This window comes from Bradyrhizobium sp. BLXBL-01, from assembly GCF_051853025.1.
GTDB lineage: Bacteria > Pseudomonadota > Alphaproteobacteria > Rhizobiales > Xanthobacteraceae > Bradyrhizobium.
In genome coordinates, this window is the sequence record NZ_CP182471.1 from 5698219 (window position 1) to 5723620 (window position 25402).

The following is a 25402-nucleotide window of genomic DNA, read 5'->3' on the forward strand; positions in this document are numbered from 1 at the left end:
ACCTGAGGTCAACGCGATCAAGCACTAACAACGGGCAGAGTGTGCCTAGGTAAGGTGCGGGCCGAGTGTTTGTGGGCGCCTTTCTTCCTTCTCCCCTTGCGGGAGAAGGTGGCGCGAAGCGCCGGATGAGGGGTATCTCTCCAGTCGCAAGATCGGTCGTCAGGAAAGAGACCCCTCACCCGTCTCGCCGCTTCGCGGCGAGCCACCCTCTCCCGCAAGGGGAGAGGGAAAGAGAGAGCGCGTTACGCCGCGGACGTCAACCGCTGCAAGAACTGGGTCACTTCGCGGCGCAGCGTCTCGACTTCGCCGTGGACGCGTTCGGAGGCGTGGTTGACGCGGCTGGCGACGCGGCCGGTGTCGGCGGCGGCTTCGCTGATGCCTGTGACGTTGGAGGAGACCTGCGAGGTGCCGGCGGAGGCTTCGTGAACGTTGCGGGCGATCTCGCGCGTCGCCGCCCCCTGCTGCTCGATCGAGGCCGCGATCGAGGCGGTGATGCCGTTGATCTCGGCGATGGTCTGCGCGATCGCCTCGACGGCCGCGACCGAATTGCTGGTCGATTGCTGCATCTCGCCGACCTTGGCGCTGATCTCCTCGGTCGCCTTGGCGGTCTGGTTGGCGAGGCTCTTGACCTCGGAGGCCACCACCGCGAAGCCGCGGCCGGCCTCCCCTGCGCGGGCCGCCTCGATGGTGGCGTTGAGCGCGAGCAGGTTGGTCTGCGAGGCGATCTCGCTGATCAGCTTGACGACGTCGCCGATCTGCATCGCGGCGTCCGCAAGGCTGCGGATCTCGCTGCCGGCGCGATTGGCTTCGTTCACCGCCCGCCCCGTGCTCGCGGTCGAGCCGGCCACCTGGCGGTTGATCTCGGCGATCGACGATGCGAGCTGCTCGGCGGCGCTGGCGACGGTGGCGACGTTGCGCGAGGCCTGGTCGGAGGCAGAGAGCACGCCGGAGGTCTGCAAGCTGGTCTTCTCCGCCGCCGCCGCCATCTGGCCGGCGTCGGATCCGAGATCGGTCGCGGCGCCCATCAGCGTGCCCGCAACCTGGTCGAGATGCGTACCGAACTGCCTGGCCAGGTCCGCGATCTCGACGACCCTGCGGCCGAGGCTGTCGGTGCCGGCATTGATGACGGTCGCCGAGCGGCGGAACGAGCCGGGCAATCCGCGCGCCAGGATCTTGCGGAAATGCTTGCCGCGGCTGGCATACTCCATCGACGCCGAAGCTTCGCGCTGGAACGCATCGGTGATGTCGAGCATGTCGTTGACGGATTTCTGGATCGCCCCGATCCGCCCGGCCTGCCGCCCGCTGAGGATGCGCGCCTCAAGATCGCCGCCCGCCGCCTTGCGGCACACATCAGCGACCTCGTCGACGGCAACCGCCGTGCGGTGCTGACACCAGACGGCATAGCCGGAGAGGGCGATCGTCGCGCCAAGCAGAGCGGCACTCGTGATCCCGGTCATGCCGAGAAGAGAGAGAACGAACGCGACGACGGCAAGACCACACGCGAGCGCGGTCGCTCCCTGCGCCTTAGAGAGAGAGCACAAATTCATCGTAACCGACACCCTGTTGCTTGAGCAGCCCGACCATCGCCTCGAAGCTTGCCTGCATGCCCTCCTTGGCATTGGCATGCCGCGCCTCTTCGGCGCACAGCGTCTTGTAGATCGGCTTGATGCGCTCGATCTGCGCGGGATCCGGCTTGCGACGGTTGGAGTGATAGCCGACGATGTTGCCGCGCTCGTCGAACGTCGGCGTGACGTGGGCGAACACCCAGTAGTGACTGCCGTCCTTCGCCAGGTTGACGACGTAGGCGAAGATCTCCTGCCTGGACTGCAGCGTGTCCCAGAGCAGCTTGAAGACGGCGCGCGGCATGTCGGGATGGCGGATCAGGCTGTGGGGCGCGCCCATCAGCTCGGCGTAAGAATATTTCGCCATCCGGATGAAGACGTCGTTGGCGTAGGTGATGCGGCCCTTGAGATCGGTCTTGGACACGATCAGCTCCTCCTCGCCGAGGAGATTTTCCACGCCAGTCGGCCGTATCGCATGCGTCATCGTTGACGAATCCTGTCGAAGGGCAGCGCCCTCGAAGGGTAGCCCGCATCACCTCACGAATACGGTGCGAAATGTTAATCCCGAGTGACCGCGGAAACTCCTGCGGTCATATGACACCTACGTATGAGTACGTAGGTGTCGGCATCCTGCAGCGAGGTGCATCAGCACTATTACATCGTCGCGCCCAACACCCAGGGCGCGAACTCGGCGCCGCCGAAATCAAAGCTCTCGCTCTTGGTCGGCTGGCCCGAGGCGGTCTTGAGGATGAGCTCGAAGATGCGCTGGCCGCATTGCTCGACGCTCTCCTCGCCTTCGAGGATGGTGCCGCAATTGACGTCCATGTCCTCTTCCATGCGCTTGTACATGGGCGTGTTGGTGGCGAGCTTGATCGACGGCGCCGGCTTGCAGCCGAACACGCTGCCGCGGCCCGTGGTGAAGCAGACGAGGTTGGCGCCGCCGGCGACCTGTCCGGTCGCGGCGACCGGATCGTAGCCGGGCGTGTCCATGAACACGAAGCCCTTCTTGGTGACGGGCTCGGCGTAGCGCAGCACCTCGACGAGGTTGGTGGTGCCGGCCTTGGCCATCGCGCCGAGCGACTTCTCCAGGATGGTGGTGAGGCCGCCGGCCTTGTTGCCGGGGCTGGGATTGGCGTTCATCTCGGCGCCTTCGCGCGTCGTGTACTCGTCCCACCAGCGCATCAGATCGACCAGCTTCTCGCCGACCTCGCGGCTGACGGCGCGGCGCGTGAGCAGGTGCTCGGCGCCGTAGGTCTCCGGCGTCTCCGACAGGATCACGGTGCCGCCGTGGCGCACGATGAGGTCGCTGGCCGCCCCGAGCGCGGGATTGGCCGACACGCCGGAATAGCCGTCCGAGCCGCCGCATTGCAGCGCCACGGTGAGCTCGCTCGCCGGCACCGTCTCGCGCTTGACCTTGTTGGCGTCAGTCAGCGCCTCGCGCACGAACGCGATGCCGGCCTCCACCGTCTTGCGGGTGCCGCCGACCTCCTGGATGTCCATCGAGCGCAGGCGTCCGGCGAGCTTCTGCTCTTCCATCAGACCGCCGATCTGGTTCACCTCGCAGCCGAGGCCGAGCACGATGACGTGGGAGAAATTGACGTGCCGCGCATAGCCGCCGAGCGTGCGGCGGAGCAATGCCAGCGGCTCGTTCTGCGTCATGCCGCAGCCGGTTTTGTGGGTCAGCGCGACCACGCCGTCGACGTTGGGGAAATCGGCCAGCGGATTTTCACCGGTGAACGGATTCTTCTTGAAGACGTCGGCGACGAGGCTCGCGACATGCGCGCTGCAATTCACCGAGGTGAGGATGCCGATATAGTTGCGCGTGGCGACGCGGCCGTCCGGACGGCGGATGCCTTCGAAGGTCGCCGGCAGGTCGAAATTCGGCGTCGGCTTGACGTCGACGCAATAGGCATAGTCCTTTGAGAAATCACCCATGCCGCAGTTCTGCACGTGCACGTGCTGGCCCGGCGCGATCGCCTGCGTGGCAAAGCCGATGATCTGACCGTAGCGCCTGATCGGCTCTCCTACCGCGATCGGCTTGATCGCGACCTTGTGGCCGGAGGGGATGCGATCGACCGTGCTCACGCCGTCGGCGACCAATGTTCCCGGCGGCAGGCTCGCGCGCGCGATCACCACGCCATCATCGGGATGCAGGCGGATGACGGGGCTGATGGTCATGGGAGTCTCCTTGGGTCTCTTACTTCACCTCTCCCCGTTCTTACGGGGAGAGGTCGGATCGCGCAGCGATCCGGGTGAGGGGCAAGCCGCGCGTTCGATCGTTAGATTAGTCGTGTTGAGAGAGGCCCCTCACCCTGACCCTCTCCCCGTAAGAACGGGGAGAGGGAAAGAGTTCAAGCCTTGCCGCCCGAATCCTTGCGGGTCGCGTTCACCTGCATCTTGGCGTAGGTCGTCATCAGGCCGACTTCATTGGACAGCGTCACCAGCTTGAAGCCCATGTTGATGGCGCGCGCCGCGCCTTCGGCGCCGCTGCAATGGATGCCCGGGTTGAGGCCGCGCTTGCTGCATTCCTTGATAATCTTCTCGTAGATCGCGAGGATCTCGGGCTCGCTGCGGTCGAGCTTGGGCTCGAGGCCGTAGGAGAAGCCGAGATCGGACGGGCCGATATAGACGCCGTCGATGCCTTCGACGTCGAGGATCGCTTCCATGTTCTCGACGGCGGTCCGCGTCTCCATCATCGGCAGCAGCACGATCTCGTCATTGGCCGTCTTCTGGTACGAACCCGCGGTGCCGTACATGCCGGCGCGGATCGGGCCGTTGGAGCGCACGCCCTTGGGGGGATATTTCGAATAGGAGACCAGGTTCCGGGCTTCCTGCGGCGTGTTGACCATCGGACAGATCACGCCATAGGCGCCGCCGTCGAGCACCTTGCCGATGATGCCGGGCTCGTTCCAGGGCACGCGGACCATCGGGGTGATCGGATGCTTGTCCATGGCCTGGAAGCACTGCACCATCGAGAGATAGTCCTGCACCCCGTGCTGCATGTCGACCGTGACGCTGTCGAAGCCGCATTGCGCGATCATCTCGGCCGAGAAGCCGGAGGGTATGGCAAGCCACGCGTTGACGACGGCCTTGCCCGACTTCCAGATCTCTTTGACTTTATTCGCCACGTTGCCTTTCCTTCCCTGTTGCTCTCACTCGCCGCGGATCGGGTTGGGCCGCACTTTGAGCGAAAAAAAGCGTGAATGTCCATGGCTCTCGCCGCGCACGCACGCATATCTGGTTTCACTCCTCGGCTATTGTCTCGTCCGCGCCTCCGAGCTCCGCAAGGCTCCGTTCGAGCTCGCCGAGCATCTCCTGCAATTCGGCGAGCTTGCGGGCGCCAAAGCGCCGCGTGATCTCGGCATAGATCGCCTCCGACGTCGGCGCCACCGACGCCATCAGCTTCAGCCCTTCCTTCGAGATCGAGACCATGCTGCGGCGCTGATCGGCTTTCGCGGTCTTGCGCTCGATCAGGTTGCGGGCCTCGAGATCGCGCAGGATGCGCGACAGGCTCGGCCCGAGCAGGAACGCGGTGCGCGCGAGTTCCGTGACCTCGACCGCCTCGATCGCCGCCAGCGCCCGCAGGATGCGCCATTGCTGCTCGGTCAGGCCGTGCTCGCGCAGCGAGGGACGAAACTGCCGCATCACCGCTTCCCGGGCCCGCAGCAACGACATCGGCAGCGAGCGCGAGAAATCGCGCATCGGCACCTGGCGCGCGGCCGGCGGGTGACCGTTGGCGGGATCGGCGGATTTCTTGGTCATGACGCCCTTTCAAGCCGCAAAACGTTTGCAGTGCAGCAAGTCGAATTTGTGTTTGACGCATTCACTTAACATGTTAAGTATCTCGCGGCACCACGATTTGTAAGATCACGCATGGCGCTTTCCAACGACGATATCCAGGCTTGCGCGAGGCGTCTGCACCAGGCGGAGAAAACCCGCACGCAGATCCGGCAGCTCTCGCAAGACTTCCCCGACATCACCATCGCGGACGCCTACGCGATTCAGAAGGCCTGGGTCGACGTCAAGATCGCCGAGGGGCGGGTGGTCAAAGGCCACAAGATCGGCCTGACCTCGAAGGCGATGCAGAGCGCGCTTGGCATTGACGAGCCGGATTCCGGCGTGCTGCTCGACGACATGTTCTTCGCCGATGGCGGAATCGTTCCGACCGAGCGCTTCATCGCGACGCGCGTCGAAGCCGAGCTCGCCTTCGTCATGAGCAAGCGCCTTTCGGGGCCCGACTGCACGCTATTCGACGTGCTCAACGCCACCGACTTCGTGGTGCCGGCGCTGGAGATCCTGGATACGCGCATCGAGCGCGTCGATCCCAAGACCAAGGCGACGCGCAAGATCTTCGACACCATCGCCGACAATGCGGCGAATGCCGGCATCGTGCTCGGCGGGCGGCCGATCCGCCCGCTCGATGCTGACCTGCGCTGGATCGGCGCGCTGTGCTTCAAGAACGGCCAGCTGGAAGAGACGGGCCTTGCCGCCGGCGTGCTCAATCATCCTGCGACCGCCGTGGCGTGGCTTGCCAACAAGATCGCGCCGCTTGGGCTGGCGCTCGAACCGGGCCAGGTTGTGCTCGCCGGCTCGTTCATCCGTCCGATCGAGACCCGCAAGGGCGACACAATCCAGGCCGATTATGGCGCCTACGGCTCGGTGAGCTGCTACTTCGCGTAAACGAAAGACGACAGGGAGTGAAACCGCGATGCCGCATTTCACCATCGAATATTCGGCCAATCTCGACGGCCGCCTCGACATCGCCGCGGTGTGCGAGGTTGTGCGCAAGGCAGCCAGCGAGACCGGCATCTTCCCGCTCGGCGGCATCCGCGTTCGCGCTGTCAGGTGCGAGCATTATGCGATCGCGGATGCGCGGCAGGACTACGGGTTCCTGGACATGGTGCTGCGCATCGGCGAGGGCCGCGACCTTCCCACCCGCCAGAAAGCCGGCGAGCATGTTTTTCAGGCGCTCTCGAAGCATCTCGACCCCGTCTTCGCCGCCAGCAAGTTCGCTCTGTCGTTCGACATGCAGATCAACGACAAGGACACCAGCTGGAAGCGCAACAATATTCACGACGCCCTGAAAGCGGAGGCCGCTCATGGATAAGCCCACGCCGAAAGCCGATCTATTCCAGGCCAACCGCGACCGCGTCGCGCCGCTGCTGAAGACTCTGCGCGCGGACGGCATCGGCCACATGATCGACGGCAAGACCGTCGCCTCGATCTCAGGCGAGACCTTCGAGACGAGATCGCCGGTCGATGGTGCCGTGCTCGCCAGCGTCGCGCGGGGCAATGCCGAGGATATCGACGCGGCGGCGACCGCGGCGGCGCTCGCGTTCAAGTCCTGGCGCGACATCGGGCCGGCGATGCGGAAGAAGCTGCTGCATCGGGTGGCCGACGCGATCGAGGACAATGCCGACGACATTGCGGTGCTCGAATGCATCGACACCGGCCAGGCCCATCGCTTCATGGCCAAGGCCGCGATCCGCGCCGCGGAGAATTTCCGCTTCTTCGCCGACAAATGCGCGGAGGCGCGCGACGGCCTCAACACGCCGAGCGACGAGCACTGGAACGTCTCCACGCGCGTGCCGATCGGTCCCGTCGGCGTGATCACGCCGTGGAACACGCCGTTCATGCTTTCGACCTGGAAGATCGCCCCTGCCCTGGCGGCCGGCTGCACGGTCGTGCACAAGCCGGCCGAATGGTCGCCGGTGACGGCCTCCATTCTCGCCAAGCTCGTCAAGGAAGCCGGCGTTCCCGACGGCGTGCTCAACACCGTGCACGGTTTCGGCGAGGAAGCGGGCAAGGCGCTGACCGAGCATCCCGCCATCAAGGCGATCGGCTTCGTCGGCGAGAGCGCGACGGGCTCGGCGATCATGATGCAGGGCGCGCCGACCTTGAAGCGCGTGCATTTCGAGCTCGGCGGCAAGAACCCGGTGATCGTGTTCGACGACGCCGATCTCGACCGCGCGCTCGATGCCGTCGTGTTCATGATTTACTCGCTCAACGGCGAGCGCTGCACCTCATCGAGCCGACTGCTGATCCAGCAGAGCATCGCGGACAAATTCGTGGAGAAGCTGACCGCGCGCGTGAAGGCGCTGAGGGTCGGCCATCCCCTCGATCCCGCCACCGAGATCGGGCCGCTGATCCACGAGCGGCATTTGGCAAAGGTGTGCTCCTATTTCGACGTCGCGCGCCAGGACGGCGCCACGATCGCGGTCGGCGGCAAGCCTTATGACGGGCCGGGCGGCGGGCATTATGTCGAGCCGACGCTGGTGACCAATGCGCACGGCAAAATGCGCGTGGCGCAGGAGGAGGTGTTCGGCCCGTTCCTCACCGTGCTGCCGTTCAAGGACGAGAAGGACGCCGTGGAGATCGCCAACGACATCCGCTATGGCCTGACAGGCTATGTCTGGACCAACGATGTTGGCCGCGCACTGCGCGTTGCCGATGCGCTGGAGGCCGGCATGATCTGGCTGAACTCGGAGAATGTCCGCCATCTGCCGACGCCGTTCGGCGGCATGAAGGCTAGCGGCATCGGCCGCGACGGCGGCGATTACTCGTTCGACTTCTACATGGAAACCAAGCACGTCTCGCTGGCGCGGGGCACGCACAAGATTCAGAAGCTGGGGATTTGATTGTCATTCCGGGGCGCGCGGAGCGCGAGCCCGGAATCCATTCATCCACCAACTCTGCTGCGCGATGGATTCCGGGCTCGGCTCTGCGAGCCGCCCCGGAATGACAGAACCGAGGGGAAACGCACATGCCCGTACCGCAACACATCTTCGAGCCGCCGTTCAACATCATCCGCTCCAGCCACGTCGTGCTCGACGTCACCGATTTGAAGCTGAGCCGCGAGTTCTACGAAACCATTGTCGGCCTCCACGTCGAGGACGCCGACGATAACGCCGTGTACCTGCGCGCGGCCGAGGAGCACCAGCATCACTCGCTGGTGCTGCGCAAGGCAGCCGTGCCGGCTTGCGCCCGGCTCGGCTTCAAGGTCGGCAACGACAAAGACCTCGACAAGGCTGCCGCGTTCCTCTCCGAGAACGGCCTCGCCTACGCCTTCGCCGACCAGGCCTTCCAAGGCCGTACCCTGCAGTTCACCGATCCCTTCGGCTTCCAGATCGAGCTCTATGCGGCGATGGAGCGGCGGCCGCATCTCCTGCGCCGCTACGACCTCTACCGGGGCTGCCACCCGCAGCGGCTGGATCATTTCAACGTCTTCGCCGCCGAAGTGCAGGACACGATGGAATTCTACGCCCGGCTCGGCTTCCGCCTCACCGAATATGCCGAGGAGGACGGGCCGAACGGGCGCATTGCCGCGGCCTGGATGCACCGCAAGGGCAACGTCCACGATTTTGCGATCACAAACGGCAAGGGCCCGCGGCTGCACCATTTCGCCTACTGGACGCCGACGGCGATGAACATCATCCATCTCTGCGACGTCATGGCCTCGCAAGGCTTTGTGAAGAACATCGAGCGCGGCCCGGGGCGCCACGGCATCTCGAACGCGTTCTTCCTCTATGTGCGCGATCCCGACGGGCACCGCCTCGAGCTCTACACCAGCGATTATTTCACGGGCGATCACGACCACGAGCCGCTGCGCTGGTCGCTGCGCGATCCGCGCCGTCAGACGCTGTGGGGCGCCCCTGCCCCGCGTTCCTGGTTCGAGCAGGGCTCGCCGTTCACGGGCCAGGCCGTGCGCGAGCCGAAATTCGTGGCCGACGTGCTGGTGGCGGACTGATGAAGCTGCCTCGTCTCGCCACTTTTTCCGTCAAGGGTGATGTCGGCTATGGCGCCGTCCTGGAAGGCGGCATCGTCGATCTCTCCGCCCGCTATGCCAAGACCTATCCGACGCTGCGCGAGGTGATTGCTGCGGGCAAGCTCATCAGCTTTGCCGAAGAGGCCGCCAGCCGCACGCCGGACCACGCGCTCACCGAGATCAGCTGGCTGCCGCCGATCCCCGCGCCGGAAAAGATCATCTGCATCGGCGTCAACTATCCCGATCGCAATGCCGAGTACAAGGACGGGCAGGAGGCGCCGAAATATCCGAGCATGTTCATGCGCTCGCCCCGCTCCTTCGTCGGCCACGACACGCCGCTGGTGCGCCCGCGTGCCTCCGCGCAGCTCGACTATGAGGGCGAGATCGTGCTGGTGATCGGCAAGCAAGGCAGGCACATTCCGGAGAGCAGCGCGCTCGATCACATCGCGGCGCTCACGCTCTGCAACGAGGGCTCGGTGCGCGACTGGCTGCGCCACGCCAAGTTCAACGTCACGCAGGGCAAGAACTTCGATTCCAGCGGCAGCCTCGGTCCGTGGCTGGTGCCCTACACGAAGGAGTACCAGATCGCCGACATCCGCCTCACCACGCATGTCAACGGTGAGCTCAGGCAGGACGACCGCACCAGCCGGCTGATGTTTTCGTTCCGCTACCTCATCAGCTATATCTCGACCTTCGCAACGCTCGTTCCCGGCGACGTGATCGTCACGGGGACACCGACCGGCGCCGGTGCGCGGTTCGATCCACCGCGATATTTGAAGCCGGGCGACGTGATCGAAGTTGCGGCCGAGGGCATCGGCTCTTTGCGCAACGGCGTCGTCGACGAGGCCTGACCAACAACCGAAATGGAAGTGCCAAAATGACCACCCTCACCGGCGGCGAAGCGATCGTAAGCGGGCTTGTCGCCCACGGCGTCGACACCGTGTTCGGCCTGCCCGGCGCGCAGGTCTACGGCCTGTTCGACGCCTTCCATCAGGCCCAGCTCAAGGTGATCGGCGCACGACACGAGCAGGCCTGCGGCTACATGGCGTTCGGCTATGCGCGCGCCAGCGGCAGGCCCGGCGTGTTCAGCGTGGTGCCCGGCCCGGGCGTGCTCAACGCCAGCGCGGCGCTGCTCACCGCCTTCGGCTGCAACGAGCCGGTGCTCTGCGTGACTGGCCAGGTGCCGACGCAATTTCTCGGCAAGGGCCGCGGCCATCTGCACGAGATGCCGGACCAGCTCGCGACCTTGCGCACCTATGTGAAATGGGCCGAGCGGATCGAACATCCCAGCAACGCGCCGACAATCGTGTCGCGCGCGTTCCAGGAGATGATGTCGGGGCGGCGCGGTCCCGCCTCGGTCGAGATGCCCTGGGACGTCTTCACGCAGCGCGCGGCAACAGTGCCTGCGCAGGTGCTGGAGCCGCTGTCGGCGCCGCAGCCCGATCCTGATATGATCAAGCAGGCGGCAGCGCTGATCAAGGCGAGCAAGGCGCCGATGATCTTCGTCGGCAGCGGCGCGATCGAAGCGGGTGAGGAGATCCTCGAGCTCGCCGAGATGATCGATGCGCCGGTGGTCGCCTTCCGCAGTGGCCGCGGCATCGTCTCCAATGCGCATGAGCTCGGGCTCACCATGGCCGCGGCGTACAGGCTGTGGCCGAAGACCGATCTGATGATCGCGATCGGCACGCGCGCTGAGCTGCCGGGCTCCGGCTTCCGCTGGCCCTATCAACCGAGCGGCCTGAAATCCATTCGCATCGACATCGATCCGGCCGAGATGCGCCGGCTCGCCGCCGATGTTGCAATTGTCGCCGATGCCAAGGCCGGTACGGCCGATCTCGTCGCGGCCGTGAAGAAGGCCGGCTACGCCAAGAGCCGCAGCCGACGCGAAGACATTCGCGAGGCCACCGCAGCAGCGCAAGCCGAGATCCAGCGCATCCAGCCGCAGATGGCCTATCTCAACATCCTGCGCGAGGTGCTGCCGGCGGACGCGATCGTCACCGACGAACTGTCGCAGGTCGGCTTCGCCTCCTGGTACGGCTTTCCGATCTACCAGCCGCGCACCTTCATCACCTCGGGCTACCAGGGCACGCTCGGCTCGGGCTTTCCGACTGCGCTCGGCGCCAAGGTCGCCAATCCCGACAAGCCGGTCGTCGCCATCACCGGCGACGGCGGTTTCATGTTCGGCGTGCAGGAGCTTGCCACCGCCGTGCAGTTCAACATCGGCGTGGTGACGCTGGTGTTCAACAACAACGCCTACGGCAATGTCCGCCGCGACCAGCGCGAACGGTTCGACGGCCGCGTCGTGGCCTCCGATCTCGTCAATCCGGATTTCGTCAAGCTCGCGGAGTCCTTTGGCGTGACTGCTGCGCGCGTCACCGCGCCGGAGCAGTTCAGGGCGGCAATGGAGAAGGCGCTCGGCCACGGCGGGCCGGTGCTGATTTCCGTCGAGGTGCCCAGGGATTCCGAAGTCAGCCCGTGGGCTTTCATTCACCCGCCGAAGCCTTAAACGAAGCGTCGTCGTTCCGGGACTCTTTCCTTCTCCCCTTGTGGGAGAAGGTGGATCGCTGACGCGAAGCGGCAGCGAGACGGATGAGGGGTCTGTCTCCGCGGATCGAGACCCCTCATCCGCCTTCCCTTCGGGAAGGCACCTTCTCCCACAAGGGGAGAAGGAAACGCGTCACCGCGTCCTGCGGAAGGTCAGATTGATCCGCTTCCGGCCGAGCAGCGGATGCTCGCCGTCGGCAAGCGGCGCGACGCCGTGATAGGCGAGCCTGCTGGCCCCGCCCCAGACCACCACGTCGCCATGGACGAGGCGGAAGCGGCGCGGCTTGTCGCTGCGCGCGAGGCCGCCGAACAGGAAGGTCGCGGGCAGGCCGAGCGAGACCGAGACGATCGGCGCGGAATAATCCAGCTCGTCCTTGTCCTGATGCAGCGACAGCCGCGTGCCCGGCTCGTAGCAATTGACGAGGCAGGCATCGGGGGCAAAGCCTTCAAAGCCGCCCTGCTCCGCGGCGCGGCGGGCGAGATCGCAAAACAGCGGCGGCATCGCCGGCCATGGCGCAGCGGTGCGCGGATCGACGGGGTCGTAGCGGTAACCGGTGTGATCGGTGATCCAGCCGCGCTCGCCGCAATTGGTCATGGCCACCGACATCTGATGGCCGCCGGGCGTCGTCATCCGCCGGAACGGCGATTGCGCCACGATGGCGCGCGCCGCGTCGATCAGCCCGCTCTCCATCGGCTTGACGAAGCCGCGTAGCAGCACGGCGCCGTCGGCGATCGCCTCGCGCTGCGGCTGCGCCTCGGCGACGCTGTCGAACAAATCACCCGTCAATCGCAGCGCTCATTTGGCATCGTGGAATATCACACCCAGCGTGTGGCGCTGGCCGGACCTGATCCGGCTGACGCCGTGGCGGAGATTAACGCGGTAGGTGCCGCGTGTCCCCTGCACCGGGCGATGATGCACAGCGAAGGCGACCGCGTCGCCCTGCGCGAGCGGCACCACCTCGGCGCGCGACTGCATGCGCGGGCGCTGCTCGGTCAGCACGAACTCGCCGCCGGTGAAATCGCGTCCGGGCTCGGAGAGCAGGATCGCAACCTGGAGCGGGAATACGTGCTCGCCATAGAGGTCCTGGTGCAGGCAATTGTAGTCGCCAGCCTCATATTGCAGCAGCAGTGGCGTCGGCCGCGCCTGCCCGGCGTCTTGGCAGCGTTTCAGGAATGGCGCATGCGAGGCGGGATAGCGGATGTCGATCCCCATCGCCTCGTTCCAGCGATTGGCGACGGCTTGAAGATGCGGGTAGAGCGCGGGGCGGAGCTGCGCGATCAGATCGGGCAGCGGATAGGAAAAGTACTTGTACTCGCCGCGACCAAAGCCATGGCGGCTCATGACGATGCGGCTGCGGAAGTGCGCATCGTCCGGGTAGAGCGCGGCGATGGCGCGGCATTGGTCCGGCGTCAGCAGGTTCTTCAGGACGGCGCAGCCCTGGGTGTCGAGCTCGGCGGTGATTTGGGGCCAGTCGAAGGCATCGACGTGGGCGGCGAGGTCGGTTCCAGAGTCTGGTGCGGCAACACGTGATGCAATGGCCATAGGCGATGTCCTATCCACATCGTCATTCCGGGGCGCGACCTCTTGGGCGCGAGCCCGGAATTCATACTCCCGATCGTGGTTATGGATTCCGGGCTCGCGACTACGTCGCGCCCCGGAATGACGGATGTGGGTGTGGCAGATATCGGCTGTACAAGCCACCCGATTTCCGATGACTCTCTCCCCGTCCTTGCGAGGAGCCCTTGCGACGAAGCAATCCAGACTGGTTCCGCGGAGAGACCCTGGATTGCTTCGCTTCGCTCGCAATGACGGTGAGGAGAGGACTCAGCCCCTCACCGGCAGCGTCACCACGTCATACCCGTGCCGGATCGTCCGCTTCAGCACGGGATCCTCCAGCTCGAAGTCGAAGCGATCCGCCGGGCGGATGCCGCCCTTGGCGGCGAAGGTGCCGCCGAACATGGCGCTGCCGTCGGGGAACTTGCCGCCGTCAAAGCCGCGCGCGATGAGGTCAGCGACCGGCAACATCGCATCCAGCGTGCCCTCCTGGTAGAGCACACGCTCGCCCTTGATGGTGGCGTAGGAACGCAGGATCATCTTGTCCCAATGGCCGATGACGTCCTCGAGCTCCCAGAGCGTCGAGGCAACCGGCTTGTCGCACATCTGCTTGGAGACCGTGACGCTGTAGGCCTCGACCTTGCGGTCGGTGTGATCGGAGCCGCAGCCGACGAAGATGCGGCCCTGCCAGCCGATCAGCACGAACTCGACCTCGCCGGAGGAATCGCCACCGGTACATTCGATGCTGTCCTCCTGGGTCAGTCGCCGCGCCGAGGCGCGGTAGTAGATCGGCGTCGAGGCCGGGCGGGCGATGCCCATCTCCTCCAGCTCGGCGATGTGCTTGTCGCGCGCGACCGTGTCGCGGCCGGTCCAGCCGGCGATGACCAGCTGATCGATCGCCAGCGTCAGCGGCGTGGTGGCGTCCTTGGCGTCGATGGTGAAAGTCAGGTCAAACACGAATGACGGCCTCCATGCCGGCAGCAAGTTCGAAAATGCGATGGTCCGAGCCGCCTGCGCCCGCCAGCATCAGGCCGACGGGAACGTCGCCCTCGCGATGACAGGGCAGCGAGATGGCGCAACCGTCGATCAGGTTGATCAGGCTGCAATTGCGCAAGGCGCGGATGTTCTCGCGGGTGAAGGCCTGATCGTCGGCGAGGTCGGCGATCTTCGGCGGTGTGTTGGGCGTCGTCGGCAGCACCAGGGCATCATAGGGCGCGATGCGCGCGTTGACGCGCGCGATCAGCGAGCGGCGTTCGTTGAGCAGGTCGATGTAGTCGGCCGCGCTCTGCGCCTCGCCGCGCATGATGCGCACGGCGACCCTGGGATCGTAGACGTCGCCCTTGGCCGTGATGAGATAGCGGTGCCAGGCATAGCTCTCGGACGCCGCGAAGCCGCCCTTGGCATTCATCGGGCCGACGTCGTGGAACTCCGCCATCTCGATCCGCTCGATGATGGCGCCGTGATCGGACAGCGTCTTCAGCGCGCGCTCGAAGGTCTTGGCCACCTCTGCGTCGAGATCGTCGAGGGCGATCGTGGTGGGCACCGCGAGGCGCATGCCCTGGATCGGCCGCGGCCTCAACGCGACGATCGGCTCGCCCGCGAGCACGGCATCGAGTATGGCACAGCAACTGACCGATCGTGCCAGCGGCCCGATGCTGTCGAGCGAGAACGACAGCGGCACCGAGCCGTCGAGCGGCACGCGCCGCTGCGTCGGCTTGTAGCCCACGATGCCGTTGAAGGCGGCCGGAATCCGGCAGGAGCCGCCGGTGTCGGTGCCCAGCGCGCCATGCGCCATGCCGTCGAGCACGGACACCGCCGCGCCGGCCGACGAGCCGCCGGGCACGTGGCCCTCGGACCGGTACCAGGCCCCCTTCGGCGTGCCGAAATGCGGATTGATGCCGATGCCGGAAAAGGCGAACTCGGTCATGTTGGTGCGGCCGATGACGACGAAGCCGGCCCCGCGCAGCCGCGCCACCGTCGCGGCATCGTGCTCGGCCGGGGCTGAGTCATCGAGCGCGCGCGAGCCGGCGCGCGTCACCTGGCCCTTGATGTCGAACAGATCCTTGATCGAGATCGGGATGCCGGCATAGCGCGACGGCGCCGCCTTGGCCTTGCGCAAGGCATCCATCGCGTCGGCCGCCGCGAGCGCGGCGTCCTTGTCGACGTGGATGAAGGCGCGCTGGCCTTCGCCGGCGGGGTCGGCGATCCTGGCGAGGCAGGCCTCTACCAACTTGCGGGAGGTGGTGCGGCCGCTTTCGAGGTCATCGGCGAGCTGCGCCAGTGTCGGAAAATCGGGCATGTCTGTCTCACGGAATATTCGCGCGCAATCTATAGCGCTGACTCAGCTCGACACAAGCATTGTGCGCATGATGGCATGCATGCGCATTGCTGGACCGTTGACGCGCCATGGTCGATTGTCGCATCAAGCTCGAAACCGGCGGGCGCGAGGCCTGTCGCTCGGGAGACTCTTGGGAGGAGCCGCCAACATGGCCGAACCGCAGCGCGCGCGACCGAAACCGACGCCGGAAACCCAGCATTTCTGGGACGGCACCAAGGCCGGCGAATTGCGCCTGCAGCGCTGCGATGCCTGCGCCCATGTCTACTTCCCGCCGCGCCCGTTCTGCCCCTCCTGCGCCTCGCGCAAGGTCAGCATCTTCAAGGCGAGCGGCAAGGGCTTTCTCTACAGCTACGTGATCAACCACCGGCCCGCGGCACCGGGCTTCACGCCGCCTTACGCCATCGCGGTGGTCGAGCTCGACGAAGGCCCGCGGATGATGAGCAACATCATCGACTGCCCGCAGACCCCCGAGGCACTCGAGCTCGACATGAAGCTCGAGGTCGCGTTCCAGGAGCTCGACGACAAGATCACCCTTCCCGTCTTCCGTCCGGCGAAGGGGTAGACCATGCGCAAGAACCAGGTTGCCGTCGTCGGCGCAGCCGAGACCACCGAGCTCGGTGTCATCCCCAACGCCTCGCAGCTCCAGCTGCATGCGGACGCCGCGCTCAACGCCATTGCCGACGCCGGGCTGAAGCTCTCCGACATCGACGGCTTTGCCACCGCGGTCGAAACGCCGCAGCAGGTCTGCCATTATCTCGGCATCAAGCCGACCTGGGTGGACGGCACCTCGGTCGGCGGCTGCTCCTTCATGCTGCACGTCCGCCACGCGGCGGCGGCGATCGAGGCGGGTCTCTGCAAGACGGTGCTGATCACTCATGCCGAGAGCGGCAAGTCGATGATCGGCAAATTGCCGCGCTCGACGCCGGCCGACAGCCTCAACGGCCAGTTCGAGGCGCCCTACGGCGTCTACGGCCCGCCCAGCATGTTCCCGATTCCCGTGCTGCGCTTCATGAAGACCTACGGCATCACCCACGAGCAATTGGCTTCGGTGGCGGTGGTGCAGCGGGAATGGGCGGCGAAGAATCCGCGGGCGATGATGAAGGATCCGATCACGGTTGCCGATGTCCTCAACTCGCGCATGATCGCCTATCCGTTCCGGCTGCTGCAGTGCTGCCTCGTCACCGACGGCGGCGGCGCGCTGATCCTGACCTCGGCCGACCGCGCCAGGGATTTTCCGCGGAAGCCGGTCTACATCATGGGCACCGGCGAGAGCGTCGAGACGCCGATGGTCAGCCAGATGGAGACGTTCAACTCCTCGCGTGCGTTCAAGACGGCGGGGCCGCTGGCCTTCAAGGAGGCCGGCATCGCGCACGGGGACGTCGATCATCTCATGATCTACGACGCATTCGCGCATCTGCCGCTGTTCGGCCTCGGCGATCTCGGCTTCATGCCGTACGAAGAAACCGGCCAATTCATCGCCGACGGCAACACGCGGCCTGGGGCCAAGCTGCCGCTCAACACCAACGGCGGCGGATTGAGCTACATGCATTCGGGCATGTACGGCATGTACGCGCTGCAGGAGAGCGTGCGCCAGATGCGCGGGATCGCGCCGGCGCAGGTGCCGAACGCGAAGATTTCGGTGTGCCACGGCGTCGGCGGCATGTTCGCGGCGAGTGGCACGATCGTGTTCACGAACGAGAGGTAATGGCTGCTCGCCTCTCCCTCTCCCCGTTCTTACGGGGAGAGGGTTGGGGTGAGGGGCTGCATCCACATACACCAGACTCGCGGAGAGTCCCCCTCACCCGAATTCGAGCTTTGCTCGAATTCGACCTCTCCCCGCAAGCGGGGCGAGGTAAGAAAACAGGAGAACCCACATGAGCAAATCACTGCAAGACAAGGTCATCATCGTCACCGGCGCAGGGCGGGGCATCGGGCGCGAGATTGCGCTCTTGTGCGCGGCCGAGGGCGCCAAGGTCGTCGTCAACGATCCCGGCGGAGCTGCCGACGGCGCGGGCGCGAACGCGGCGCCCGCCGAGGAGGTAGTCGAGGAGATCAAGAAGCGCGGCGGCACGGCGGTCGCCAATTTCGAAAGCGTCGCGGAAGCTATTCCCGCCAGCAAGATCGTGAAGACCGCGACCGATCATTTCGGCCGGCTCGACGGCGTCGTCAACAATGCCGGCATCTTGCGCGACATGATCTTCCACAAGATGAGCGTGGAAGCCTTCGAGGCCGTCATCAAGGTGCATCTGATGGGCTCGTTCTACGTCAGCCACGCCGCGGCGCGCATCTTCCGCGAGCAGGAATCGGGCTCGTTCGTGCACTTCACCTCGACCTCGGGCCTGATCGGCAATTTCGGCCAAGCCAACTACGCGGCGGCCAAGCTCGGCATCGTCGGGCTGTCGAAGTCGATCGCGCTCGACATGGGCCGCTTCAACGTCCGCTCCAATTGTGTCTCGCCGTTCGCCTGGACGCGCATGATCGGCACCATCCCGACCGAGACCGACGCGGAGAAGGCGCGCGTCGAGAAAATCAAGCAGATGGGCCCGGAGAAGATCGCGCCGCTCTGCGGCTATCTGCTCGGCGATTCCGCCAAGGACGTCACCGGCCAGATCTTCGGCGTGCGCATGAACGAGATCTTCCTGTTCAGCCAGAACCGCCCGATCCGCTCGGTGCAGCGAAGCGAAGGCTGGACTCCGCAGTCGATCGCGGAACACGGCATGCCGGCGCTGAAGGGCTCGTTCTACAAGCTCGACCGCTCCGCCGACATCTTCACCTGGGATCCGGTGTAACCGATCCCTGCCTTTGCTGCATCGCGATCTCCGGTTGTCCAGCCGGAGATCGCCCGCTTTACGCCCGATTGCGGGCGGATGGTTTGCTCCCAATAAAAAAAATCGGGAGGCAACCATGACAAAACCACTGACCATTCCCGCAAATAGCAGCGAGCCCTCTCTCGCGCGCCGCACGCTGTTGAAGGGCGCTGCCGCCGCAGTCGCGGCGACGGGCATCACCATGAACGGAGCCTTGAACGGAGCCTTGGCGGCTTCCGTCGCGCCCCTCGGCCAGACCGGCGCACCGACGAGATCGACGGCGCCGCTGCCGCTCGGACCATTGCCGGGCAGCCGCTACCCCGACTCTCATCTGGAATCCGCCAAGAAGGGACCGCCGACCTTCGGCCCTTCCGGCTTTCCGGCCTTCGCCGGCACCATGGCGGTCGAGCGTGTCGCAACCGGCTTCCGCTGGGCCGAGGGGCCCGTCTATTTCGCAGCCGGGCGATACGTGCTGTTCAGCGACATTCCGAACAACCGCATCATGCGCTTCTGCGAGGACGACGGTCACCTCAGCGTCTATCGCCAGCCGTCGATGAACTCGAACGGCAACACGATCGATCGCGAGGGACGCCTGATCACCTGTGAGCATAGCGGCAGGCGTGTGACGCGGACCGAGCTCGACGGCTCGATCACGATCATTGCCGACAAGTACAACGGCAAGCGGCTGAACTCCCCGAACGATGCGGTGGTGACTGCGGATGGCGCGATCTGGTTCACCGATCCCGCCTACGGCATCGGCGGTTTCTATGAGGGGATCAAGGCCGACCCCGAGCAGGACAAGAAGAACGTCTACCGCGTCGATCCGAAGTCCGGAGAGGTCAAGATCGTGGTCGACGATTTTGTCGAGCCCAACGGGCTTGCCATCTCACCCGACGAGAAGAAGCTCTACGTCTGCGACACCGGGTTCACCGACGGGCCGGACAATCCTTCGCATATCCGCGTATTCGACCTCGACGTCGCGGCAGGCAAGGTCTCGAACAGCAAGGTCTTTGCCGACATGCCGAAGCCCGGCATCACCGACGGCGTTCGCTGTGACACCGAGGGGCGGGTCTGGTGCTCGGTCGGTTGGGGCGATCCGAACGAAGACGGCGTGCGCTGCTATACGGCCTCGGGCGAACTGCTCGGCAAGATCCACATTCCCGAAACCGTGGCAAACCTGTGCTTCGGCGGCCAGCAGCGCAACAGACTCTATATTTGCGGCTCGACATCGCTTTATGCCGTCTACACCAGCGTGCAGGGCGCGATGAAGCCGTGAGTTGGTGACGTCGAGGTTCCGGGTTCGCCCTTCGGGCGCCCCGGAACGACGTCGCAGCTACCCGGTATTCCTCAACCCCGCCGAGATGCCGTTGATCGTCAGCTGGATCCCGCGCAGCACCTGCTCGTCAGGGTTCTGCGCGCGGTGCTCTCTCAAGAGCTCGACCTGCACGTGGTTGAGCGGATCGAGATAGGGGAAGCGGTGGCGCACGGAGCGCTCCAAGAGCGGGTTGCCCTGAAGCAATCGGTCCTGGCCCATGATGTCGAGCAGCGTTTCGATGCAGGAATGCCATTCGCGGCGGATGCGGCCAAAAATCTTTTCGCGCAAGGCCTCGTCCGGCACGAGCTCGGCATAGCGCGAGGCGATCGCGATCGAGCTTTTGGCCAGCACCATGTCCATGTTCGACAGCAACATGCGGAAGAACGGCCATTCCTTGTAGAGCTCTTTCAGGAACGGCATGCCCTGCTCCGGATGCTCCGCGATCCACTGCTCGACCGCGCTGCCGAAACCGTACCATCCCGGCAGCATCAGGCGGCATTGCGCCCAGGAGAACACCCAGGGGATGGCGCGCAAATCCTCGATCGCGCGGGTCTTCTTGCGCGAGGCCGGACGGCTGCCGATGTTGAGCGTGGCGATCTCGTTGATCACGGTGGACGACCAGAAGTAATCGACGAAGCCTTCGGTCTCGTAGACGAGACCGCGATAGGCCTTGAAGGCGAGGTTCGACAATTCGTCCATCGCGGTCAGATATTCGCGGCGCGGCGCGCTCTGGCGCGGATGCAAGAGGCTCGCCTCCAGCGTCGCCGCGGCGAGAATTTCCAGATTGTTGCGGCCGACCTCGGCGTTGGAATATTTCGACGAGATGATCTCGCCCTGCTCGGTGATGCGGATCTGGCCGTTCACCGCGCCGCCGGGCTGGGCGACGATGGCGTCATAGCTCGGCCCGCCGCCGCGTCCCACAGAGCCGCCGCGGCCGTGGAACAGGCGCAAGCGCACGTGATGGCGCTCGAACACCTCGACGAGGCCGATCTCGGCCTTGTAGAGCTCCCAGCCCGAGGTGACGAACCCGCCGTCCTTGTTCGAGTCGGAATAGCCGAGCATGACCTCCTGCACGCTGCCACGGCTGTCGACGAGGCGGCGGTAATCGTGCAGCGACAGCATGCGGTCCATGATGCTGCTCGAGGCCTGCAGATCCTCGATGGTCTCGAACAGCGGCACGATGTTGATGGCGCTGCGGCCGGAGGGATGGACGAGGCCGACCTCCTTCAAGAGCACGGCGACCTCGAGCATGTCGGACATGCCCTTGCACATCGAGATGATGCATTGGGGAATGGCGTCCGAACCGAACTTCGCATGCGCTTCCGCGGCAGCATGGAACACGTTGAGCTCGCCCATGGTCTCGTCGCTGTATTTGACGAAGGGAGAGACCAGCGCGCGCGTCGAGCGCAGCTCGTTCGTCAGCAGCGAGATGCGGGCTTCCTCGCCGAGCGCGAGATAGGACATGCCGGGGTTGGCAGCGTCGATCAGCTCGGCGATGGTGCGCTCGTGCACCGCCGAGTTCTGACGGATGTCGAGCCGGGCAAGATGGAAGCCGAAGCAGTCCACCGCGCGGCGGAGCAGCCGCAGCCGGCCGCGGGCGATGACGCGGGCATTGTTGGAGATCAGCGAGCGATGCAGCACGTCGAGATCGGCCTGCAGCTCCCTGACGCTCTCGTAAGGCGCCGCCTTGCCGACCGGCCGGCGCGTGATCTCGACTTCGAGCTTTTCAGCCGTCGCGGTGAGCCGGGCATAGATGCCTGAGACCGCGAGGCGATAGGGCTCCCCGCTCCGATGCGGCGAGGTGTCCGGCGAGCGCTCCGCCAAATTGCGCAGCTCCTCCGAGACGTCGGCGAGATGGGCTGCGATCGACAGCTCGGCGCCGAGCACGTGCAGCTCGTTCAGATAGAACTGCATCACCCGGCTCGACTGCAGCCGCAGCGTGCCGCGCATCACGTCGGCGGTGACGAAGGGGTTGCCGTCGCGATCGCCGCCGATCCAGCTGCCCATCCGCAGGAACGAGGCAAGCTCGCTCGCGGCCGCCTCGCCGCCCTCCTCAAGCCGGTCCTCCAGCGCGTTGACGAGCCGCGGCACCTCGCGCAGGAAGGTGTAGTCGTAGAACGACAGGCCGTTGGCGACCTCGTCCAACACGGTGAGCTTGGTCCGGCGCAAGAGATTGGTCTGCCACAGCGTCAGCACCTCGCGGCGCAGCTGCTCGTCGCCGGCATCGGCCTCCTCCGCGGTCATGGCGACACGCTCGCGGCGGTCGAGCAGGGCTGCGATCTCCATCTCGCGGTCCATGGTGCTCTTGCGGCGGACCTCGGTCGGGTGCGCGGTCAGCACCGGGCTGACCAGCGCGGTCTTGAAGAAGCTGCGGAGCTGGTCGGGACCAATGCCCGCCGCCTTGGCGTGCGCCAGTGTCTCCGCCAGCACGCCGGAGCCGCCATTCTTGGCCGCGCTGCGCGCGCGCATCTGGCGGATGTTGTTCTGGTCCTCGGCGATGTTGGCAAGGTGGGAGAAATAGCTGAAGGCGCGGACGATCCGCACTGTCTCGGAAGTCGACATGCTGTCGAGGATCTGCTCGAGCTCGCGGCGGGCGAGCCGGTCCTCGTCGCGGTGGAACCGGATCGAGGTCTGGCGGATGCGCTCGACCAGGTCGAACAATTCGGCGCCCTCCTGGTCGCGCACGGTGTCGCCGAGAATGCGCCCGAGCAGGCGGATGTCGTCCCGCAGCCGGGCATCGGCCTCCATCGCCTGAACATCCTCAGGGCGGTTGGGGCGAAGCTCAGTGGCGTCGGATGGTACGGTCTGGAGGGACATGGCTCGCTCCCCTGCTCGCGCCCTTGGCGGCCCGGTCCGGCGGAGTGTGCGATATTTTTCTGCCGCAGTGCAAGATGAAGTTGGTGGCGGCGCGGCAGCGCGAAGATTTCTTGTCCCGGACGCGCTACACGCCCCTTAGCGTTGCAGCGCGTCCGGGACCGAGGAGCGACAGAGCACATGTGCCGCGACATGGGCCCCGGCTCTGCAGCGCATCGCTGAACCGGACGATGCTTCGCATCGCCGGGGGAGCGCTGCGCTGCGTCCGGGGCACGAGAATGGCCGGCCTTGTCAACAAACATGCCTTCGCGGTCTCGCAGTGCTCGGGACATCCCGGCGAAGCGAAACCGATCATGTTTCATCATCCGAGAGCAGATGATGGGTTTCGCTTCGCTCTACCCATCCTACACGTTCACCTTACGCCGGCACGATCACCTTGCCGATCGGCCAGAGCGCGATGCCGGCGAGCTTGAGATGCGCCCAGGCGAAGGGGATGCCGATGATGGTGACGGCGAGAACGAGCGCGGTCACGAGGTGGCCGAGCGCCAGCCACCAGCCGGCGAGCACGAACCAGACGATGTTGCCGATCACCCCGAGCGGGCCGGTGCCGATGTCCTCGACACCGGTCACGTCGTAGCGGCTGACCGCTTTCGAGCCGAACGGCAGCAGCGTGTAGACGGCGATGTTGAACGCCGCCCGCGCCCAGGGCAGGCCGATGATGGTGATCGCCATGACGATCGCGGCGATCAACCAGCCGAACGCCATCCAGGCGCCGCCGATGAGGATCCAGAGGATGTTGAGGAGAATGGATACGGGCGCCATGGGATGATCCGGAGGTGGATGATCCCAGCTATATAGGCTCGGAATCTGTCCCTGCTAAGACGCTTCAAGGCCCGCAAGGCGTAGCCGGATGAGCGTGGTCCCGTAGGGTGGGCAAAGGCGCCCTTGCGCCGTGCCCACGATCTTGTCTCCGCAAGCGAATTTGGTGGGCACGCTTCCGCTTTGCCCACCCTACGATATCGTCAGATTTTGCGCCCAGCCTGCTCCCAATAGGGATCGCGCAGGCGGCGCTTGAAGATCTTTCCGGAATCTTCGCGCGGCAGGCCGCTGCGGATCTCGATGTGCTTGGGCACCTTGTAATCGGCCAGATGCGCCTTCAGCGCGGCGCGGACATCGGAGGCAGCGAGCGTGATCCCGGGTTGCGGCTCCACCACCGCCATCAGCGCTTCGCCGAACTCGGCATCGGGGATGCCGAACACGGCGCAGTCATGCACGCCTGATACGGCGTGCAGCACGGATTCGATCTCGGCCGGATAGATGTTGACGCCGCCCGAGATCACCATGTCGCGCTTGCGGTCGCAGATGAAGACGTAGCCGTCTTCGTCGATATAGCCGACGTCGCCGGAGGTGATGAAGCCGTCGCGGTCGATCTCGGCGCGCTTCTCCGGCTTGTTGTGATAGGTGAAGTCGGCCATCTCGGCCATGCGGGAATAGATCTCGCCGATTTCGCCGACGCCGAGCACGCGGCCGTCCTCGCCGATGAAGCGCAGCTCGGCGCCGGGCGAGATCTTGCCGACGGTGCCGGGCTTCTTCAGCGCATCCTCGGAGGTCGCGAAGGTCACGGCGCTGGATTCGGTCGAGCCGTAGAATTCGTAGATCACCGGCCCCCACCAATCGATCATGGCGCGCTTGACGTCGGCCGGGCATGGCGCGGCGGCATGGATGACGTGGCGGAGCGAGGAGACGTCGTACCTCCTGCGCACCTCCTCGGGCAGCTTCATCAGGCGGATGAACATGGTCGGCACCATGAAGATGGTGTCGATTTCAAAGCGCTCGATCGCCTGCAGAAATTCCTCCGCCTCGAAGCGTGGCATCAGCACCAGCACCCCGCCGAGCTTGCCGGCGCGGATACCGAACGAGTTCGGCGCGGAATGATAGAGCGGGCCCGGCAGCAGCGCGCGGGCGCCGGGCTTGAGCCCATAGATCATCTCGCGCATGCGCTCACCCGCGGCCTGCTGCTCCGGCGTCGGCGCGTTGCGGCGGACGCCCTTGGGATGGCCAGTCGTGCCCGAGGTATAGATCATGTTCATGGGCTGCGGCACGATCGGACCGTCATAGGGCGCATGTTGCGTGAGCCAGGCTTCGAAATCGGTCGCAAAACTCGGCGTCGTCAGATGATCCGGATCGATCTTGTAGTTGGAGCGGATTTCGGGCGGCGTCGGCACGCTGAGCACGGTAACTCCCTCAGGAATCGCATCGCGCAAACCATGCAGCATGTCGGCATGAGCGATCAGGACGGCGGTGCGGGAATCTTCGAGGATGTAGGTGATCTCCTCAGGCTTGAAGTGCCAGTTGATCGGCACGCCATAGGCGCCCAGCCGCATCGCGGCGTAGGCGGCTTCGAGGAAGGCGATGTCGTTGCGCATCAGCATGCAGACGCAATCGCCCTGGCGGACGCCGATTTTGGCGAGGCCGGCGGCGATGCGGTCGGCGCGGGTCGCGACTTCGGTGTGGGTGCGGCGGCGGTCGCCGGAGACGATGCCGAGGAAGTGAGACGTTTCGTTCATTTGTCGAGTTCCGATCTTTCGTCGGGTTGAAGATTTTTAGCCACGAGCACCCTCGTCATTCCGGGATGCGGCGAAGGCGCAGGCTACGATGCGCAATGGCGCATCTGAGAATCCATAATCACGAGTCGGGGTTAT

Annotated in this window: 22 protein-coding genes; 10 read left to right on the plus strand and 12 right to left on the minus strand. The window is 65.4% G+C overall.

Annotated elements, in window-relative coordinates; genetic code table 11:
- Nucleotides 1-242: 242 nt before the first annotated feature.
- The 5 genes from ACNJYA_RS26475 to hpaR form a co-directional block, all read right to left on the minus strand.
- On the minus strand, nt 243-1547 hold the full coding sequence (locus tag ACNJYA_RS26475) for a methyl-accepting chemotaxis protein (protein ID WP_439400976.1): 1305 nt from the start codon (nt 1545-1547) through the stop codon (nt 243-245).
- A complete protein-coding gene (locus tag ACNJYA_RS26480) occupies nt 1525-2046 on the minus strand; it encodes a PAS domain-containing protein (protein ID WP_439400977.1) in 522 nt (173 codons plus the stop codon). Before ACNJYA_RS26480 ends, ACNJYA_RS26475 begins: the two co-directional genes overlap by 23 nt.
- A gap of 170 nt (nt 2047-2216) precedes the next feature.
- Entirely contained in the window at nt 2217-3740 is a 1524-nt protein-coding gene (locus ACNJYA_RS26485) for a UxaA family hydrolase (RefSeq protein ID WP_439400978.1), read from the minus strand.
- A gap of 173 nt (nt 3741-3913) precedes the next feature.
- Complete coding sequence (locus ACNJYA_RS26490; protein ID WP_212259742.1) at nt 3914-4690, minus strand: HpcH/HpaI aldolase family protein; 777 nt, start codon at nt 4688-4690, stop codon at nt 3914-3916.
- A gap of 115 nt (nt 4691-4805) precedes the next feature.
- Nucleotides 4806-5324 carry a homoprotocatechuate degradation operon regulator HpaR gene (hpaR, locus tag ACNJYA_RS26495; RefSeq protein WP_260382848.1) on the minus strand — a complete coding sequence of 173 codons (519 nt, stop codon included), beginning with the start codon at nt 5322-5324 and terminating at the stop codon, nt 4806-4808.
- Nucleotides 5325-5435: 111 nt separating this feature from the next.
- On the opposite strand from hpaR, the gene hpaH reads away from it, so the two are divergent.
- From hpaH to ACNJYA_RS26525, 6 genes are all read left to right on the plus strand, one after another.
- A complete protein-coding gene (gene hpaH / locus ACNJYA_RS26500; protein ID WP_439400979.1) occupies nt 5436-6242 on the plus strand; it encodes a 2-oxo-hept-4-ene-1,7-dioate hydratase in 807 nt (268 codons plus the stop codon).
- A 28-nt stretch (nt 6243-6270) separates the two neighbouring features.
- Nucleotides 6271-6669, plus strand: coding sequence for a 5-carboxymethyl-2-hydroxymuconate Delta-isomerase (locus tag ACNJYA_RS26505; protein WP_172784098.1), 399 nt, complete (start codon nt 6271-6273; stop codon nt 6667-6669).
- Entirely contained in the window at nt 6662-8200 is a 1539-nt protein-coding gene (hpaE, locus tag ACNJYA_RS26510) for a 5-carboxymethyl-2-hydroxymuconate semialdehyde dehydrogenase (protein WP_439400980.1), read from the plus strand. Before ACNJYA_RS26505 ends, hpaE begins: the two co-directional genes overlap by 8 nt.
- Before the next feature lie 125 nt (nt 8201-8325).
- On the plus strand, nt 8326-9309 hold the full coding sequence (gene hpaD, locus ACNJYA_RS26515; protein ID WP_439400981.1) for a 3,4-dihydroxyphenylacetate 2,3-dioxygenase: 984 nt from the start codon (nt 8326-8328) through the stop codon (nt 9307-9309).
- Entirely contained in the window at nt 9309-10178 is an 870-nt protein-coding gene (locus ACNJYA_RS26520; protein ID WP_439400982.1) for a fumarylacetoacetate hydrolase family protein, read from the plus strand. Before hpaD ends, ACNJYA_RS26520 begins: the two co-directional genes overlap by 1 nt.
- Before the next feature lie 26 nt (nt 10179-10204).
- Nucleotides 10205-11833 (plus strand): thiamine pyrophosphate-dependent enzyme, encoded by a 1629-nt coding sequence (locus ACNJYA_RS26525; protein WP_439400983.1) that lies wholly within the window; start codon nt 10205-10207, stop codon nt 11831-11833.
- A 171-nt stretch (nt 11834-12004) separates the two neighbouring features.
- On the opposite strand, the gene alkB is transcribed toward ACNJYA_RS26525, so the two are convergent.
- The 4 genes from alkB to ACNJYA_RS26545 all read right to left on the minus strand — a co-directional run bounded on the left by alkB (nt 12005) and on the right by ACNJYA_RS26545 (nt 15725).
- On the minus strand, nt 12005-12658 hold the full coding sequence (gene alkB, locus ACNJYA_RS26530; protein WP_439400984.1) for a DNA oxidative demethylase AlkB: 654 nt from the start codon (nt 12656-12658) through the stop codon (nt 12005-12007).
- Nucleotides 12659-12667: 9 nt separating this feature from the next.
- Nucleotides 12668-13414: a 2OG-Fe(II) oxygenase gene (locus ACNJYA_RS26535; RefSeq protein WP_439400985.1), complete on the minus strand. Its 747-nt coding sequence runs from the start codon at nt 13412-13414 to the stop codon at nt 12668-12670.
- Nucleotides 13415-13696: 282 nt separating this feature from the next.
- Nucleotides 13697-14383: a DUF2848 domain-containing protein gene (locus ACNJYA_RS26540; protein ID WP_172784091.1), complete on the minus strand. Its 687-nt coding sequence runs from the start codon at nt 14381-14383 to the stop codon at nt 13697-13699.
- Nucleotides 14376-15725, minus strand: coding sequence for an amidase (locus ACNJYA_RS26545; protein WP_439400986.1), 1350 nt, complete (start codon nt 15723-15725; stop codon nt 14376-14378). The genes ACNJYA_RS26540 and ACNJYA_RS26545 overlap by 8 nt, the downstream gene beginning before the upstream one ends.
- A gap of 187 nt (nt 15726-15912) precedes the next feature.
- On the opposite strand from ACNJYA_RS26545, the gene ACNJYA_RS26550 reads away from it, so the two are divergent.
- The 4 genes from ACNJYA_RS26550 (at nt 15913) to ACNJYA_RS26565 (ending at nt 19847) form a co-directional block, all read left to right on the plus strand.
- A complete protein-coding gene (locus tag ACNJYA_RS26550; protein ID WP_027558650.1) occupies nt 15913-16326 on the plus strand; it encodes a Zn-ribbon domain-containing OB-fold protein in 414 nt (137 codons plus the stop codon).
- Nucleotides 16327-16329: 3 nt separating this feature from the next.
- Nucleotides 16330-17469 carry a thiolase C-terminal domain-containing protein gene (locus ACNJYA_RS26555; RefSeq protein ID WP_260382838.1) on the plus strand — a complete coding sequence of 380 codons (1140 nt, stop codon included), beginning with the start codon at nt 16330-16332 and terminating at the stop codon, nt 17467-17469.
- A gap of 169 nt (nt 17470-17638) precedes the next feature.
- Nucleotides 17639-18553: an SDR family NAD(P)-dependent oxidoreductase gene (locus ACNJYA_RS26560; RefSeq protein WP_109144458.1), complete on the plus strand. Its 915-nt coding sequence runs from the start codon at nt 17639-17641 to the stop codon at nt 18551-18553.
- A gap of 115 nt (nt 18554-18668) precedes the next feature.
- Complete coding sequence (locus ACNJYA_RS26565) at nt 18669-19847, plus strand: SMP-30/gluconolactonase/LRE family protein (protein WP_439400987.1); 1179 nt, start codon at nt 18669-18671, stop codon at nt 19845-19847.
- A gap of 57 nt (nt 19848-19904) precedes the next feature.
- Here the strand turns inward: ACNJYA_RS26565 and ppc are convergent, their stop codons facing one another.
- From ppc to ACNJYA_RS26580, 3 genes are all read right to left on the minus strand, one after another.
- Nucleotides 19905-22703: a phosphoenolpyruvate carboxylase gene (gene ppc, locus ACNJYA_RS26570; protein ID WP_439363798.1), complete on the minus strand. Its 2799-nt coding sequence runs from the start codon at nt 22701-22703 to the stop codon at nt 19905-19907.
- Nucleotides 22704-23117: 414 nt separating this feature from the next.
- Nucleotides 23118-23522: a YccF domain-containing protein gene (locus ACNJYA_RS26575; protein ID WP_172784086.1), complete on the minus strand. Its 405-nt coding sequence runs from the start codon at nt 23520-23522 to the stop codon at nt 23118-23120.
- Nucleotides 23523-23722: 200 nt separating this feature from the next.
- Nucleotides 23723-25267: an acyl-CoA synthetase gene (locus ACNJYA_RS26580; protein ID WP_439363799.1), complete on the minus strand. Its 1545-nt coding sequence runs from the start codon at nt 25265-25267 to the stop codon at nt 23723-23725.
- Nucleotides 25268-25402: the final 135 nt, after the last annotated feature.